Origin of the sequence: Pseudarthrobacter sp. 902506025 (assembly GCF_040702325.1) — a bacterium.
Lineage (GTDB): Bacteria > Actinomycetota > Actinomycetes > Actinomycetales > Micrococcaceae > Arthrobacter.
In genome coordinates this window covers 124,818-140,202 of sequence record NZ_JBFBKW010000006.1, presented here as the reverse complement: position 1 = coordinate 140,202, position 15,385 = coordinate 124,818, and the positions used below count along the sequence as shown (strand labels likewise).

Genomic DNA, 15,385 nt, shown 5'->3' with positions numbered 1-15,385 from the left:
ATCAAAGAAGGTAACCATGGCCACCTCCGCAGCCGATTTCCCAGAGCTTCCCTACGCCGACGGCGACTTCTTCGCCTTCGAGCAGCTTCTCTCCGGCAAGGAGCAGGACCGGCTGGCCGAAGTCCGCGACTTCCTGGCGCGTGAGGTCAAGCCCATTGCGGTGGACTGCTGGAACCGCGGAGAGTTCCCCATGGACCTGGTACCGAAGCTTGCCGGGCTGGACCTGGTCAGTCCGGTGCGGAGGCAGGGGTATTCCAACCTCTTCGCCGGCATGCTGCACGCCGAAGCCACCCGCGCGGACGCCTCCATCGCCACCTTCCTGGGCGTGCACGACGGACTGTTCACCGGCTCCATTGAGTTGCTGGCGTCCAAGGAGCAGCAGGACGAATGGCTTCCTGATATCTACGCGCTGAAGAAGATCGGGGCCTTTGGCCTGACCGAGCCGCTGGGCGGCAGCGACGTGGCCGGCGGAACGCGCACCACGGCGCGCAGGGACGGGGACAACTGGATCCTCAACGGCGCAAAGCGCTGGATCGGCAATGCCACGTTCTCCGACTGGGTGGTGGTGTACGCCCGCGACGTGGCGGACAACCAGGTCAAGGGCTTCCTGGTGGACACCACGCTGCCTGGATACAGCGCAACAAAGATCGAGAACAAAATCTCCCTGCGGACTGTCCAGAATGCCGACATCGTCCTGACGGACGTCGTGGTGCCGGACCACTTCAAGCTCGCCAACGCCAACAGCTTCCGCGACGTCAACAAGGTGCTCAAAGTCACCCGCCTGTCAGTTGCCTGGCAGGCCGTGGGCCTCCAGATGGCCGCCTTCGATGTTGCCCGCCGCTATGCCGTGGAGCGCCGGCAGTTCGGCCGTCCCCTGGCCTCCTTCCAGCTCATCCAGGACCAGCTGGTCCGGATCCTGGGCAACACGGTCAGCTCCATGGGCATGATGGTCCGGCTCTCCCAGTTGGAGGACGCCGGGGAGGCGAAGGACGAACAATCCGCACTGTCCAAGGCCTTCGCCACCGACCGCATGAGGGAGAGTGTGGCGCTGGGCCGCAGCATCCTGGGCGGCAACGGCATCGTGACCGACTACGGGATGGCCAAAATCTTCGCCGACGCGGAGGCCATCTACTCCTACGAGGGCACGGCTGAAATCAACACCTTGGTGACAGGGCGCGCCATCACTGGGATCTCGGCCATCGTCTAGGCGGGACGCCCGCACGGGCAGTTGTCTGGCTGACTGATGCTCCGGGGCCATGCCTGCGTTCTCCGTGGCTATGGGCCACCGGCCAGCGGCAGCAGGATGGACGGGCGGAGGTCCAGGACGAACTGCAGGGGATTGACGTAGTCCTCTCCTTCCCGCACGCCCCAGTGCAGGCACTGCGCCGCCGGACAGTGCCCCGGCAGCACAGTGCCGATGACCTCGCCCCGGGCTACGGCGGCGCCCACGGCCAACGTGCTTTCCACGGGTTCGAAACTGCTCCGCAGGCCGCCGCCATGGTCGATGGTGATCACGGGACGGTCCACCACCACGCCCGCGAAACTCACCGTTCCGGCTTCGGGTGACAAGACCTGCGTGCCTGCGGCGAAGTCAAGGTCTACGCCCCGGTGCCCGCTCAGCCATGGCTTGGGCGGGGGATCGAAAGGGCGCAGCACCGGCGGGCGCGGTGCCAGGGGCCACTGCCAGGAAGGGGCGGCACCCGCCCGGGCGGCCGTCGTCGTACTTCCCTGCCGGGCGACGGCCGCGTGGCTGAAGCCGGCTGCGCTGTTGGGAATGGGCGCGCTGTTCGGGATGGCGGCACTGTTCGGGATGGCTGCGCTGCTGGGAATGGCTGCGCTGTAGGGGAGGGGCGCGCTGTTCGGAAGGCCCGCGCCCGGGGTGGCAATCGACGCCGGCAGCAGCAGGAAGGCGGCCAGCAGGACTGATGTCTTCATGCGACCAGCCTGCCCGCCTGCACCCCGAGCCGGCAGGGCCGGTTCCGGCTATGTGGACAACGGCCCGGGCAGGCACGGACTGTCCGGCGGGCGGGGGTGCCTGTAGTACACTTGATGGAGCAGTTTGCTGCGCCCTCAACGCGTTACGTCCCAGTGGTCCACCCCCGCGGTGCATCCCCCTGTCCGGATCGCGTCGGCACATCTCATTCAGGAGTGTGGGGGAGCAGCGGCTGACTACGCGCATCCAGCCCTCCGGCAGCCAACGCCCCGGCGTCGTCCATGGAGGATCGCGCTTCCTGCGGTCAGGCTTTCGTCCTGATGGGAAGGGCGGGGGATGCCAGGAGCACGGCCCGTCCGGGCCACGCTGATCAACCGTCAACTATTGGCAGGGTAAGAAGCCTCCGGGTTTTCTCATGAATGACCTGCCGGAAAATAAGGAGCGCCGGAATGCCCGTCGTAACCATGCGCCAGCTGCTTGACAGCGGCGTCCACTTTGGACACCAGACCCGCCGTTGGAACCCGAAGATGAAGCGCTTCATCTTCACCGAGCGCAACGGCATCTACATCATCGACCTGCAGCAGTCGCTGTCCTACATCGACCGCGCCTACGAGTTCGTCAAGGCCACTGTTGCCCACGGCGGCACCGTGCTCTTCGTCGGCACCAAGAAGCAGGCCCAGGAAGCAATTGCCGAGCAGGCAACCCGCGTGGGCCAGCCCTACGTCAACCAGCGTTGGCTCGGCGGTATGCTGACCAACTTCCAGACGGTTGCCAAGCGTATCCAGCGCATGAAGGAACTCGAAGAAATCGACTTCGACGACGTCGCCGGTTCCGCTTACACCAAGAAGGAACTCCTGCTCCTCAAGCGTGAGCTCACCAAGCTGGAGTCCAACCTGGGCGGTATCCGCAACCTGACCAAGGCTCCGTCCCTGCTGTGGGTTGTCGACACCAAAAAGGAACACCTCGCCGTTGACGAGGCCAAGAAGCTGAACATCCCGGTTGTGGCCATCCTGGACACCAACTGCGATCCGGACGAAGTCGACTTCCCGATCCCGGGCAACGACGACGCCATCCGCTCCGTGAACCTCCTGACCCGCGTTGTTGCCGACGCTGTTGCCGAGGGCCTGATCGCCCGCAACAACCGCGGCACGGGCGCCACCGAAGCTCCGGAAGAGCCGCTGGCCGAGTGGGAGCGCGAGCTCCTCGAAGGCAGCAAGGCAGAAGCTGCTGCCGCTCCGGCTGAGAACGCTGAAGCCCCGGCCGCCGAGGAAGCTCCGGCTGCCGCCGAGGCTCCCGCCGAAGACGCCAAGTAACACACGCAAAAATCCGGATTCTCCGCGCTGTCCGCAGCCGGAGCTGCTGACAGGATGGCAGCCCACCCCCGTGGGCTGCCGTCCTGTCGGTCCGTACACCACCACACATTTCTAGACAGAGGGGTTCACATGGCGAACTACACTGCCGCGGACATCAAGGCCCTGCGCGAGCGCACCGGCGCCGGCATGATGGACGTCAAGAAGGCTCTTGACGAAGCCAACGGCGACGCCGAGAAGGCCATCGAGATCATCCGCATCAAGGGCCTCAAGGGCGCTACCAAGCGCGAAGGCCGCTCCACCGCTGAAGGCCTCGTGGCCGCCAAGGTCAGCAACGGGGTCGGCGTCATGATCGAGGTCAACTGCGAGACCGACTTCGTCGCCAAGGCTGACAAGTTCATCCAGCTGGCCGACAAGGTCCTGGCCGTGGCCGTCGAGTCCGGCGCTGCCGACCTCGAGACCCTGCTGGCCACCGACGTTGACGGCAAGCCGCTCTCCGAGGTTGTCGTCGAAGAAGGCGCCATCCTGGGCGAGAAGGTTGTTGTCCGCCGCATCTCCCGCGTTGAGGGTGCAACGGTTGACGCCTACCTGCACAAGACCTCCAAGGACCTCCCGGCCCAGGTCGGCGTTCTGTTCGCTGTCGACGGTGAAGGCGAAGCCGCCACCGCCGCTGCCCACGACGTCGCCGTGCACATCGCCGCCATGGCCCCGAACTACCTCACCCGTGAGGACGTTCCGGCCGAGCTCGTCGAGTCCGAGCGCCGCATCGCCGAAGAGACCGCCAAGGCCGAGGGCAAGCCTGAAGCTGCCCTCACCAAGATTGTGGAAGGCCGCGTGACGGGCTTCTACAAGGGCGAGGTCCTGGTTGACCAGGCATTCGCCAAGGACGCCAAGAAGTCCGTGGCACAGGTCCTCGAAGAGGCCGGTGTCAAGGGAACCGCCTTCACGCGTTTCCGCGTCGGCTCCTAGCCGAAACTGCAAGGGGGTGGCCACTTCGGTGGCCGCCCCTTTTGCATGCGCCCAAACGGCTGGCAGTCCAGTCCATTTGGACCGCGACCGGTTCCGGGCACCGGATCCGGCAGGATACCCTTTTTTCAGAGTCACCAACGGGAAGGCATCATGGAAGCCCTCAACACTGTCACGCATTCGGAAAAGAGCCGGCGGCGGGTCCTCCTGAAGCTCTCCGGCGAGGTCTTCGGCGGTGGGAAGCTCGGTGTCGACCCCGAGACCGTCCGCAACGTCGCCAAGCAGATCGCAGCAGCCGTCCCCGAAGTGGAGGTGGCCATTGTGGTGGGCGGCGGAAACTTCTTCCGCGGCGCCGAACTGTCCCAAAGCGGCATGGACCGCTCCCGCGCCGACTACATGGGCATGCTGGGAACGGTCATGAACTGCCTGGCGCTGCAGGATTTCCTGGAGCAGGCGGGCGTGGAAACCCGCGTCCAGAGTGCTATCACCATGGGCCAGGTGGCCGAGGCCTACATTCCACGCCGCGCCATCCGCCACATGGAAAAGGGCCGCGTGGTCATTTTCGGCGCCGGCGCAGGCCTGCCCTACTTCTCCACCGACACCGTGGCCGCCCAGCGCGCGCTGGAAGTCCACGCCGACGTGGTCCTCATGGCCAAGAGCGGGGTGGATGCCGTGTACACCGCGGACCCCAAGAAGGACCCCACCGCGGAGCGGCTGGAGACCCTCAGCTACGACGATGCCCTGCGCCGCGACATCCGCGTCATGGACCAGACGGCCATGACCATGTGCAAGGACAACGACCTCTCCATGGTGGTTTTCGGCATGGAGGGTGAAGGCAACGTCACCCGCGCCATCCTTGGCGAAAAGCTGGGCACGCTGGTCACCGCCTAGCTGCGGCTAGGATGATTTCAGGACAGTTCCGTCCCCGCCCCTCCGGGCGGGGACGGAACCAGCAACAAAGAACCACGTGAGTGCATGGATCCGGCGCCCCGGACTGCACCAGAACCGTCAGGAGAGACCGTGATCGAAGAAACCTTGCTCGAAGCCGAAGAAAAGATGGACAAGGCGGTAGAGGTAGCCAAGGAAGACTTCGCCGCCGTCCGCACCGGCCGCGCCAACCCGGGCCTCTACAACAAGGTCCTGGTGGACTACTACGGCTCGCCCACGCCGCTGCAGCAGCTGGCCTCCTTCGCCATCCCGGACGCCCGCACCATCCTGATCACCCCGTTCGACAAGACCGCCATGCGGGACATCGAACGCGCCCTGAGCGATTCCGAGGTCGGCGCGAACCCGTCCAACGACGGCAACGTCATCAGGATCACCATTCCTGAGCTGACCAAGGAACGCCGCAAGGAATACGTGAAGATCGTCAAGACCAAGGGCGAGGACGCCAAGATCTCCATCCGCAACATCCGCCGCAAGGCCAAGGAAACCCTGGACCGCCTGGTCAAGGACGGCGAGGCGGGCGAAGACGAAGGCAACCGCGCCGAAAAGGAACTGGACAGCCTCACCAAGGCCCACGTGGATGGCATCGATGAACTGCTCAAGCGCAAGGAAGCAGAGCTGCTCGAAGTCTGATGGGCCAGGCAGATCAGGCCCCCGCACCACGGGCGCGCACACGGGGGAAGCAGCCCAGGAGCAACCCGACGCCGAAGGCCGGGCGGAACCTGCCCGCCGCCGTCGTGGTGGGCCTGGCCATGCTTATCGCCGTACTCGGCGGGCTGCTGTTCCTCCCACTGGCGTTCGTAGCCATCGTCACGGCCTTTGCCGTCTTTGGCGTGTGGGAGATCTACCGGGCGCTGGAAGCCAACGGCACCAGGATGCCCATCGTGCCGGTCATGACCGGCACGCTGGCCATGCCTTTCGCTGCCTACTTTGGCGGCATCGAAAGCCAGCTGTTCGCGCTCCTGCTCAGTGCGGTGGCCGTCCTGCTGTGGCGCTCGATCGAAAGCGCCGCCGGATCGGCCAACAGCATCTTCGCCGGTGTGTTCACCCTGGGGTGGGTTCCCTTCTTCATCAGCTTCGCCGCGCTGCCGCTGCACGCCGCAGGCACCACCCCGCTGGGGCTTTGGCCCGGCGGCATGGCCCCCATCGGCGCGTGGGAGATCGCCGTCATGCTCCTGCTGGTGGTCTCCAATGACACCTTCGGCTACCTGGTGGGCGCGTCGCTGGGAAAGCACCCCATGGCACCGAAGATCAGCCCCAAGAAGTCCTGGGAAGGCTTCGCCGGGTCGGTGGCAGGCGCCATGCTGATCGGCGTGCTGGCAGCCCTCTTCGTGCTGGACAAACCGTGGTGGGTGGGCGCCGTGCTCGCTGTCGGAACCGTGGCCGCGTCCACCGCCGGCGACCTCGCCGAGTCCATGGTCAAGCGTGAACTGGGCGTCAAGGACATGAGCAGCATCCTGCCCGGGCACGGGGGAGTGATGGACCGGCTGGACTCCATCGTCTTCGCCTCGCCGGTGGCGTTCATCCTGTACGGCCTGGTGGCCGGCGCCTGACCCTCCAGCCCGGCGCGCCGGGCCCCCGACACAAACATGGTCCCGGGCGGCCGCACCAATCGCGGCCCCCTAAACTGGTGCGGAAGCACTACCGCTGAAGAGCATTGAAGGAAACGAAGTGGCATTGGACATTCATCGGCAGATCCCTGCGTCCTTTGAGCGCGTGCAGCGCAGCGAGTACGGGTACAACGCCAGGCAGGTTGACCAGTTCCTGCAGCGGGCACGGATCTCCCTGGAAACACCCCAGGCCGCAACCGACCCCGTCAACAGCGCCGACGTGAGGGCCGTGTCCTTCGATCCCGTCAAAGGCGGCTACTCCGCCACGGTCGTGGACGCCGCCCTGGACCGGCTTGAGGACGCCTTCGCCCGCCGGGAGCGGGATGAACTGATCGCGGCCCGGGGCGAGGAAGCCTGGCTGCGCGAAATCGGGAGCCTCTCCGGAATCCTCCGGGGCCGCCTGCACCGGCCCGACGGAGACCGCTTCCGGCGGCCCACCAAGAAGAAGGCCCGCAGCTACAACACCGACGACGTCGACCGGCTGTGCCGCGAGCTCGTCGCCTACCTCGAACAGGACAAGCCGTTGAGCGTGGACAGCGTGCGCCGCGCTGTCTTCCGTCCCGCAGTGGGCCGCGACGGCTACGAGGAATCACAGGTGGATGCCTTCCTGGACCGCGTTGTCGAGCTGATGGCGGCCATCGACTGACACGTCTCTGCCGCCGGGGCTGTCAGTCCCCGGCCGGCGGGGTGGGGGAAAGCGGCGTGAAGCGGCGCCACACGTCCCGGTAGCTCCGGTACCCGCGCGCCGCGGACACCGCCAGGAACGCCACGCCGCAGAGGGCCCCCACGATGAGGCCGCCGGCTGTCCCTGCCCCGGCGAGGGTTACCAGCAGCCCGGCAACAATGGCAATCAAGGCAGCGTTCGCCGTCGTCATGAAGATCATGCTGCTGCCCGCCACATGGCTGAAAGAGCCGCGGTTGCCGAAGAAATAGTAGGTCTGCACCGAACCGGCCTCATCGTCGTGGTGCGCGGCCATCAGGTACGGCGCCACGCCCGGGTCGAGGTCCACGTACGCGGCCCGCAGCCTGTTCATGGCCGTGACGTACATCAGATCCTCATGGGCCACGTTCATCACCCGGAGCTGGGTCAGCAGCCCGATCGCGGTATCGATGAACAGGACAACCACTGCCAGCAGGACGAAGGCATCCGAAAAGCCGGTGGCCTGGCCCACCAGTGCCACGCTGACAATGCTGGCCGAAGTGAACGTCAGGAACATGCTGATGCGGGTCAGGACCTCGCCCTGGGCGGTACTGCGCGATGCCAGCAGGCCCCAGTGCTCCGTGGCGAGCAGCTGGGCCCGCACGGAGGCAGGGACCCCGCCGTGCTGGTGGGAGGTGCCGCCGTCCTCGATGGACATGGCGTTATTGTCCTCCCGATCACCGTTCCGTTGCCAGCGGCCGTTCCGGGGTGTGCAGGCGGGTCATGATCCGCGGCATGGTGCCCGGGATCCGGTGGGAAGTGGCCCGGGACACGATGACCATCACCGCGAACGCGGCAGGCACGCTCCACGCCGCCGGCTGCGCGAGCCAGGGCGGCGTCAGGCCCGAACCCGATACTGCGCCCGCAATCATCGCCCCGCCGCACAGCACACCGCCGGTTACCATGCCGGCGATGGCCCCGGCATCGGTCAGGCCGCGCCACCAGATGCCCAGCAGCAGGACGGGGCAGACCGTGGATGCGGTGAACGCGAAAACCAGGCCCACGCTGCCGGCAAGTGCCAGGGAACCGGTCATGAACGCAAAGCCGAGCGGGACCAGGGCGGAGATGACGGCGGCGAGCCGGAACCCGCGGACGCTTCCGCCCAGGACGTCCTGGCTGATCACGCCGGCCAGGGAGACCACCAGGCCGGAGGTGGTGGACAGGAACGCCGCGAACGCCCCGGCCACCACCAGGGCGCTGAGCAGGTCGCCCGGTACCCCGCCCACGAGTTCGCCGGGCAGCCGCAGGACCATGGCGTCCGGCTGCCCCGAGCGGGCCAGGTCGGGGGCAAACATCCGGGCCACCAGCCCGTACGCCGTGGGGAAGAGGTAGAACACGGAGAGCAGGCCCAGGACGATCAGCGTGGTCCGCCGGGCCGAGTGCCCGTCCGGGTTGGTGTAGAAACGCACCAGCACGTGCGGCAGTCCCAAGGTGCCGAACAGCAGCGCCACGAGCAGGGACACGTTCTGATACAGCCCGGCAGGTGCCACGCCCGTGGGGTTGACCGCGGGCAGGGACTGGGGCTCCGCCCCCTGGCCGGCCAGCACGAAGACGATGAACAGGATGGGCGCGGCCAGGGCCGTCAGCTTCAGCCAGTACTGGAACGCCTGGACAAAGGTGATGGACCGCATCCCGCCTGCCACCACCGTGAGGCACACCACCACCACGACGGCAACGGAACCCACCCAGGACGGCAGGCCCGTGGCGATATGGATGGTCAGTGCCGCCCCGTGCAGCTGCGGCACGATGTACAGCCACCCCACCATCACCACCACCAGGCTGGTGACGCGCCGGACCGTCCGGGAGGCGAGCCGGGACTCGGTGAAGTCCGGAATCGTGTAGGCGCCGGACCGGCGCAGCGGGGCGGCAACGAAGAGCAGCAGCATCAGGTAGCCGGCGGTGTACCCCACCGGGAACCAGAGTGCATCCGTCCCGGACAGCAGGATGAGGCCTGCCACACCCAGGAAACTGGCTGCGGACAGGTATTCCCCGCCGATCGCCGACGCGTTCCACCAGGGGCGCACGGTCCGGGATGCAACGTAGAAGTCGCCGGTGGTGCGTGAGATCCGGAGCCCGTAAAACCCGATGATGGCCGTGGCGAGGGACACCACCGCGACCGCTGTGATGGCGACGCCGGCATTCACCTGCGCATCACTGTTCCCCTGCCAGGTCCCGGTACCGCGCCTCATTGCGTGCCGCCGTCCTGACGTACAGCCATGCGCTCAAGCCGATCACCGGGTAGATTCCCGCGCCCAGCAGCAGCCAGCCGAACGGGATGCCGGCGATCCGGGTATCGGCCAGGCCCGGAACCACCACCAGGGTCAGCGGGAATGCTGCCAGGATCAGCAGGAAGCCGCCCGCCACCACCAGGGCCAGCCGCAGCTGGGACCTGATCAGCGACCGGACAAACACCTGCCCCACCTCGGAGTCCTGCGCCGCTTCCCGCGACTCGAGCGCGCGGGGTGTGCCGCGCACCGCGGTGCGCGCAGACGCGCGCGGGGCCGTAACCCGGACCCGGGTCATGCGTGCGGCCTGATCCTGGTTGCCTCCAGCTTCTCCCGCACGATGGGCAGGTGCCGGCGGCTGATGGGCAGGCCGGCACCGGCCACCGTGACGCGCGGCCCGTCGGCCGCCAGCTTCATCGAGGACACATGCTTGAGTGCCACCAGGTAGGAGCGGTGCGTGCGGATGAAGCCGGCGTCCGCCCATTGCTGTTCAAGGTCCGCCAGGGGCACCCGGATGAGGTAGCTTGCGTCGGCGGTATGCAGCCGCGCGTAGTCGCCCTGTGCCTGGACGTACGTGACGTCGTCGCGCCGGATCATCCTGGTGGTCCCGCCCTGGTCCACCGTGATCATCTCCGGTGCCGCCCCGCCGTCGCGCAATTCGCTGATCCGCCCCACGGAACGTGCCAGGCGCTCGGCGCGCACCGGCTTGAGCAGGTAGTCCACGGCGGCGAGTTCGAACGCAGCCAGGGCATGGTCCTCATCGGCAGTGACAAAAACAACGGCCGGCGGATTGCTGCTGCGGGCGATGGCCCCGGCGATGTCCAGGCCTGACACCGCAGGCATATGGATGTCCAGGAAAACGGCGTCGATGCCGCCGGCGGACAGGGCCGCAAGCGCTTCAGCGCCGGACGTGGCACGCAGCACCTTCCCGATGCGCTCGTCCCTGCCCAGCAGGAAAGCCAGCTCCTCAACGGCGGGCAGCTCATCATCAACGACGAGGACGTTAATCATTCTCCTAGGGTACTTCCAGCGGAACGGCGCTCCTCACGCATCATGCCCGGGCTGGGACTTCGGCACCCGCATGGTGATCAGCGTTCCCTCGCCCGGCGCCGTTTCCACCACCAGGCCGTGATCGTTGCCGTACACCTGGCGGAGGCGCGCATCCACATTCCGCAGCCCCACATGGTCCCCGTCGGTATGGCCCGCCAGCACGGACCGGAGATGCTCCGGGTCCATCCCCACGCCGTCGTCCTCGATGGTGACCTCGGCGAAGGCCCCGGCGTCCTCCGCCGTGATGCTGATGTGCCCGGGGCCCGCCTTGGCCTCGAGCCCGTGCCGGACGGCATTCTCCACCAGCGGCTGCAGGCTGAGGAAGGGGATGACGGTGCCCAGCACCTCCGGGGCGATCCGCAGGCTGACCTGGACGCGCTCGCCGAACCGGGCACGCTCCAGGAGCAGGTAGCGGTCAATGCAGCGGAGCTCCTCGGCAAGGGTGGTGAAGTCCCCGTGCCGCCGGAATGAGTAGCGGGTGAAGTCCGCGAACTCGACCACCAGCTCCCTGGCCCGCCCCGGATCGGTGTTGATGAAGGATGCGATGGCGTTGAGCGAGTTGTAGATGAAATGCGGGCTGATCTGGGCGCGCAGCGCCCGGACTTCCGCTTCCATCAGCAGCGTGCGGGAGGCGTCCAGCTCGGCAAGTTCCACCTGGACCGCGACCCAGTCGGCCACTTCCCCCGTTGCCCTGACCAGGCCTGCCCCCGCGGAAGGGGCGAAAGCTGCCACCGCGCCCACCACCCGGGTGCCCGCGCGCACCGGGGCGATGACCCCGGCAAGGTGGCCGCCGGTTCCGTCTGCACCGGCGGAGAGAACTGCTGTCCGGCCGGACGCCAGGACATCCGCTGCGAGTTCCATCAGGCGTGGCCTGATGTCCTCGGCACCGCCGTCCCAGGCCAGGACACCGTTGGTATCCGTGATGGCCAGGGCATCGCAGGCCAGCAGGGCCCGCAGCTGGCGGCTGGCTTTCGCGGCGCCCGCCGGGTTCAGCCCGCGGCGCAGGTGCTGCCCGGCCTGGGAGGCAGCGTGGAGCGTGTGGTACGTGGCGCGTTCTGCGTCAGTGCCCAGCTCACGGAAGGAGCGGAGCACCTTCAGGCCCACGCCGACGACGACGGCAATGGCCATGGCGATCACCGCAACGGCCGCGGCGGTGAGGAGGGGGGAGTCCGGCATGGTGCCCAGCGTAGCGGCGGGTGCCGCTTGCCGCAGCATCGCAACCGTTGAGCGACAGTGGGCGGTGAAGTGCTGGAACACAGCGGCGCGCGGGCGGCAAAGTGATTGGTGTCACATCTGCGGTGCCCCTGCGTGGTGCTGCCGGCCAGGCCCCCTGTCCAGCAGTCCGGGGCCCTCCGCCCGGTGTGTTCCGGCAACTCAATGAGGAGGAACGATGGGTAATGATGCCCATACTCCGGACGCAGCGGCGTCCGTGGACTTTGAACAAGTCCAGTCGACCGGGCAGTTCCAGGAATTGCGCAAGCGTCACCGCAGCTTTGTCTTCCCCATGGCAGTGGCGTTCCTGCTGTGGTACTTCGCCTATGTGCTGCTCGCCGACTACGCGGTGGGATTCATGTCCACCAAAGTCTGGGGCAACATCAACATCGGCCTGATCCTGGGCCTGCTCCAGTTCGTCTCGACCTTCGCCATCACCGGCTGGTACGTGCACTACTCCAACAAGCGGCTGGACCCCATCGCCACCGAGATCAGGCACGAAATCGAGGGGCACGAATTCGATAAGAACGGAAACCGAGTGGGCGGAGCCAACAAATGATCGCAATTCCCGCCGCGGTGGATGTCGCCGCCCTCAAGGACACCACCCTTCTGAACATGGGCATCTTCGGCCTGTTCGTGGCCGTGACCATGGTGATCGTGTTCCGCGCCAGCCGCAACAACAAGACCGCCGCCGACTACTACGCCGCCGGACGCTCCTTCACGGGCTCGCAGAACGGCACCGCCATCGCCGGCGACTACCTGTCCGCCGCCTCCTTCCTGGGAATTACCGGGGCCATCGCCATCAACGGCTACGACGGATTCATGTACTCCATCGGCTTCCTGGTGGCCTGGCTCGTGGCGCTGCTGCTGGTGGCTGAACTGCTGCGCAACACCGGCAAGTTCACCATGGCGGACGTGCTGTCCTTCCGGCTGAAGCAGCGGCCGGTCCGGATCGCCGCCGCCATCTCCACCCTCGCGGTCTGCTTCTTCTACCTGCTGGCCCAGATGGCCGGGGCGGGAAGCCTGATCTCCCTCCTGCTGGGCATCAGCGACTGGGGCGGACAGGCTCTGGTGATCATCGTCGTCGGCGCCCTCATGATCATGTACGTCCTGATCGGCGGCATGAAGGGCACCACCTGGGTCCAGATCATCAAGGCCATGCTGCTGATTGCCGGCGCCGCCGTAATGACCCTCTGGGTCCTGGCCATCTACGGCTTCAACCTCTCGGCCCTGCTGGGCGGCGCCGTGGAGACGGCCAAGAACCCGGCCGTCCTCAACCCGGGCCTGCAGTACGGCAAGTCGGACACCTCCAAGCTGGACTTCATGTCCCTCGGCCTGGCGCTGGTGCTGGGCACCGCCGCCCTGCCACACGTGCTGATGCGCTTCTACACGGTCCCGACCGCCAAGGAAGCCCGCAAATCGGTCGTCTGGTCCATCTGGCTGATCGGTATCTTCTACCTGTTCACCCTGGTGCTGGGCTACGGCGCCGCAGCGCTGGTCGGAGCTGACACGATCAAGGGCGCCCCCGGCGGGGTCAACTCGGCAGCTCCGCTGCTGGCATTCCACCTGGGCGGCCCGCTGCTGCTCGGCTTCATCTCCGCGGTGGCGTTTGCCACCATCCTGGCGGTGGTGGCCGGCCTGACCATTACGGCCGCGGCATCGTTCGCGCATGACATCTACGCCAATGTCATCGCCAAGGGCAAGGCCGACGCCGCCACAGAAGTCCGGGTTGCCCGGCGAACCGTGGTGGTCATCGGCATCCTGGCCATCCTGGGCGGCATCTTCGCCAACGGCCAGAACGTGGCCTTCCTGGTGGCACTGGCCTTCGCCGTCGCCGCATCGGCGAACCTGCCCACCATCATCTACTCCCTGTTCTGGCGGAAGTTCACTACGCAGGGCGCGCTGTGGAGCATGTACGGCGGGCTGGCTTCGGCAATCCTGCTCATCATCTTCTCCCCGGTGGTCTCGGGACTGAAGACCTCCATGATCCCCGGGGCAAACTTCGCCCTCTTCCCGCTCAGCAACCCGGGCATCGTCTCGATCCCGCTGGCCTTCTTCCTGGGCTGGCTGGGCACCACCCTGGACAAGAGGCGGGAGGACGTGACGAAGCAGGCCGAGATGGAAGTGCGCTCGCTGACCGGCATCGGTGCCGAAAAGGCGGTGGACCACTAAAACCGGGACACTCCACGAACCGGGACACGCCGGAACGGGGAGGGCCTGAAACAGGGACCACACCCACCAGCGCCGAACCTGTTCCGGCGCAACGTGAAGAGCCTCCTGCCGCGGACTGCGGCACGGAGGCTCTTTCGTTGGGGACGGACCCGGTGGGTTTTCCTGCGGGCGGTCAGCGCTGGTGGTGGCCGCCCGGTGCCAGGTTCCCGTGTTCACCATGCGGCACGGCGTACTGGCCGGCCGTCGAGGCGGCGAGGCCCGGCGTCGTAATTCCGGCCACCAGCACCGCGCCGGCGAACGCTGCCAGCAACAGCCTCCCCGGGCGCATGCCGGCCCCTGCCGGCTGCCGCGCGCTGTCCTGCTGGCCACTGTGCCGCTGGAGCCACCCGAGCGAGGCGATGATCATCAGCGTCAGCAGGAGCGCCGAAAGCTGCGTCAGGCTGAGCCCGGAGGTGGTGGACGTGGGGAACGCGATGGCGGCCAGGTGGGCCGCCGCGGCGCCTGCGAGGGCGTACCGCGCCCACCGGTTGCCGGCCAGCCGGTCCTTGGCCAGGAAGGCCACGGCTCCGGCCAGCAGAGCGGCTCCCCACAGGCCGGCCGCCACACCCGCAAGAAGCCCTGCCGGTCCAGGGGAGCCCGCTGCAAGGAAGCTGGAGGAGATGGCCAGGTTGACCGAGCCCGCACCGAAGCCGGCGAACCCGGTGACCAGGCGAACCGAAGAGTCCGCCTGGGGCGCCGTGGACTGTACCGTCACCGGGTGGGCCGGCGGTGCCGTGGGCCGGAGCGAAACCATGCCGGACCTTGGCATGCTAGGCGCGGGCAGCGGCCGGGGACTTGTCCAGGGACAGGCCCACGCCGAGGAGGAGCACGGCGCTGGCGAGGTGGAGGACGTTGTCGGCACCGTTCAGGGCGATGATGTTCAGCGGCGAGTTCAGCAGGAACAGCCCCACGATGCCCACCAGGAGGTAGACGGCGCCGACGGAGGAGTTCACGGTGCGTGCGCTGTCAGTCCCGCGGAGGCCGGCGAAGAGCAGCGCGGCGCCGATGGCCAGGTGGATGACGTTGTGCAGCGGGTTAACCTCGAAGATGATCAGGTTGGCGCCTTCCGTGGCGACGAAACCGACGCCCGACGTTACGGCGAAGCCCAGGAGGCCCACCAGCAGGTAGACGGCTCCGAAAATGGTGGCGACGAGGCGGTTGGGTGAGTTGCGCATGGTCCGAATCCTTCCTTCAGGGCGGGTGGATTGTCCCGCCGGATGTGG

Annotated in this window: 17 protein-coding genes; 9 read left to right on the top strand and 8 right to left on the bottom strand. The window is 67.2% G+C overall.

Annotation, left to right across the window (positions count from 1 at the left end):
- The first annotated feature begins 16 nt into the window (after positions 1-16).
- Positions 17-1,207 carry an acyl-CoA dehydrogenase family protein gene (locus tag AB0280_RS13200; protein WP_275180349.1) on the top strand — a complete coding sequence of 397 codons (1,191 nt, stop codon included), beginning with the start codon at positions 17-19 and terminating at the stop codon, positions 1,205-1,207.
- Between the two features lie 68 nt (positions 1,208-1,275).
- Here AB0280_RS13200 and AB0280_RS13195 read toward each other — a convergent pair whose 3' ends face one another.
- Positions 1,276-1,935 carry a M23 family metallopeptidase gene (locus tag AB0280_RS13195; protein ID WP_366367454.1) on the bottom strand — a complete coding sequence of 220 codons (660 nt, stop codon included), beginning with the start codon at positions 1,933-1,935 and terminating at the stop codon, positions 1,276-1,278.
- Between the two features lie 447 nt (positions 1,936-2,382).
- Between AB0280_RS13195 and rpsB the strand changes: the two genes are divergently transcribed.
- The 6 genes from rpsB (at position 2,383) to AB0280_RS13165 (ending at position 7,410) form a co-directional block, all read left to right on the top strand.
- Positions 2,383-3,246: a 30S ribosomal protein S2 gene (rpsB, locus tag AB0280_RS13190; RefSeq protein ID WP_110544706.1), complete on the top strand. Its 864-nt coding sequence runs from the start codon at positions 2,383-2,385 to the stop codon at positions 3,244-3,246.
- A 129-nt stretch (positions 3,247-3,375) separates the two neighbouring features.
- Entirely contained in the window at positions 3,376-4,212 is an 837-nt protein-coding gene (tsf, locus tag AB0280_RS13185; protein ID WP_141161028.1) for a translation elongation factor Ts, read from the top strand.
- Positions 4,213-4,362: 150 nt separating this feature from the next.
- Positions 4,363-5,100 (top strand): UMP kinase, encoded by a 738-nt coding sequence (gene pyrH, locus AB0280_RS13180; RefSeq protein ID WP_307492317.1) that lies wholly within the window; start codon positions 4,363-4,365, stop codon positions 5,098-5,100.
- A 129-nt stretch (positions 5,101-5,229) separates the two neighbouring features.
- On the top strand, positions 5,230-5,787 hold the full coding sequence (gene frr, locus AB0280_RS13175; protein ID WP_141161026.1) for a ribosome recycling factor: 558 nt from the start codon (positions 5,230-5,232) through the stop codon (positions 5,785-5,787).
- Complete coding sequence (locus AB0280_RS13170; RefSeq protein ID WP_159632389.1) at positions 5,787-6,707, top strand: phosphatidate cytidylyltransferase; 921 nt, start codon at positions 5,787-5,789, stop codon at positions 6,705-6,707. Before frr ends, AB0280_RS13170 begins: the two co-directional genes overlap by 1 nt.
- Positions 6,708-6,825: 118 nt before the next feature.
- Positions 6,826-7,410 (top strand): DivIVA domain-containing protein, encoded by a 585-nt coding sequence (locus AB0280_RS13165; RefSeq protein WP_275180347.1) that lies wholly within the window; start codon positions 6,826-6,828, stop codon positions 7,408-7,410.
- Positions 7,411-7,432: 22 nt separating this feature from the next.
- On the opposite strand, the gene AB0280_RS13160 is transcribed toward AB0280_RS13165, so the two are convergent.
- The 5 genes from AB0280_RS13160 to AB0280_RS13140 are packed head-to-tail and all read right to left on the bottom strand — an operon-like array spanning position 7,433 to position 11,915.
- Positions 7,433-8,122, bottom strand: coding sequence for a hypothetical protein (locus AB0280_RS13160; RefSeq protein WP_307492312.1), 690 nt, complete (start codon positions 8,120-8,122; stop codon positions 7,433-7,435).
- A 19-nt stretch (positions 8,123-8,141) separates the two neighbouring features.
- Positions 8,142-9,608: a cation acetate symporter gene (locus AB0280_RS13155; RefSeq protein WP_307492430.1), complete on the bottom strand. Its 1,467-nt coding sequence runs from the start codon at positions 9,606-9,608 to the stop codon at positions 8,142-8,144.
- Positions 9,609-9,615: 7 nt separating this feature from the next.
- Positions 9,616-9,987, bottom strand: coding sequence for a hypothetical protein (locus AB0280_RS13150; protein WP_159632386.1), 372 nt, complete (start codon positions 9,985-9,987; stop codon positions 9,616-9,618).
- A complete protein-coding gene (locus tag AB0280_RS13145) occupies positions 9,984-10,700 on the bottom strand; it encodes a LytR/AlgR family response regulator transcription factor (RefSeq protein WP_159632385.1) in 717 nt (238 codons plus the stop codon). The genes AB0280_RS13150 and AB0280_RS13145 overlap by 4 nt, the downstream gene beginning before the upstream one ends.
- A gap of 33 nt (positions 10,701-10,733) precedes the next feature.
- Positions 10,734-11,915, bottom strand: coding sequence for a sensor histidine kinase (locus AB0280_RS13140; protein ID WP_307492309.1), 1,182 nt, complete (start codon positions 11,913-11,915; stop codon positions 10,734-10,736).
- A 214-nt stretch (positions 11,916-12,129) separates the two neighbouring features.
- Here AB0280_RS13140 and AB0280_RS13135 point away from each other — a divergent pair, with 214 nt between their 5' ends.
- Positions 12,130-12,510, top strand: a complete 381-nt coding sequence (locus tag AB0280_RS13135; RefSeq protein WP_159632383.1) for a DUF485 domain-containing protein — start codon at positions 12,130-12,132, stop codon at positions 12,508-12,510.
- A complete protein-coding gene (locus tag AB0280_RS13130) occupies positions 12,507-14,123 on the top strand; it encodes a solute symporter family protein (protein WP_159632382.1) in 1,617 nt (538 codons plus the stop codon). The genes AB0280_RS13135 and AB0280_RS13130 overlap by 4 nt, the downstream gene beginning before the upstream one ends.
- Before the next feature lie 172 nt (positions 14,124-14,295).
- Here the strand turns inward: AB0280_RS13130 and AB0280_RS13125 are convergent, their stop codons facing one another.
- Positions 14,296-14,916, bottom strand: coding sequence for a hypothetical protein (locus AB0280_RS13125; RefSeq protein WP_224025564.1), 621 nt, complete (start codon positions 14,914-14,916; stop codon positions 14,296-14,298).
- Between the two features lie 16 nt (positions 14,917-14,932).
- Positions 14,933-15,337, bottom strand: a complete 405-nt coding sequence (locus AB0280_RS13120; protein ID WP_159632381.1) for a DUF4383 domain-containing protein — start codon at positions 15,335-15,337, stop codon at positions 14,933-14,935.
- Positions 15,338-15,385: the final 48 nt, after the last annotated feature.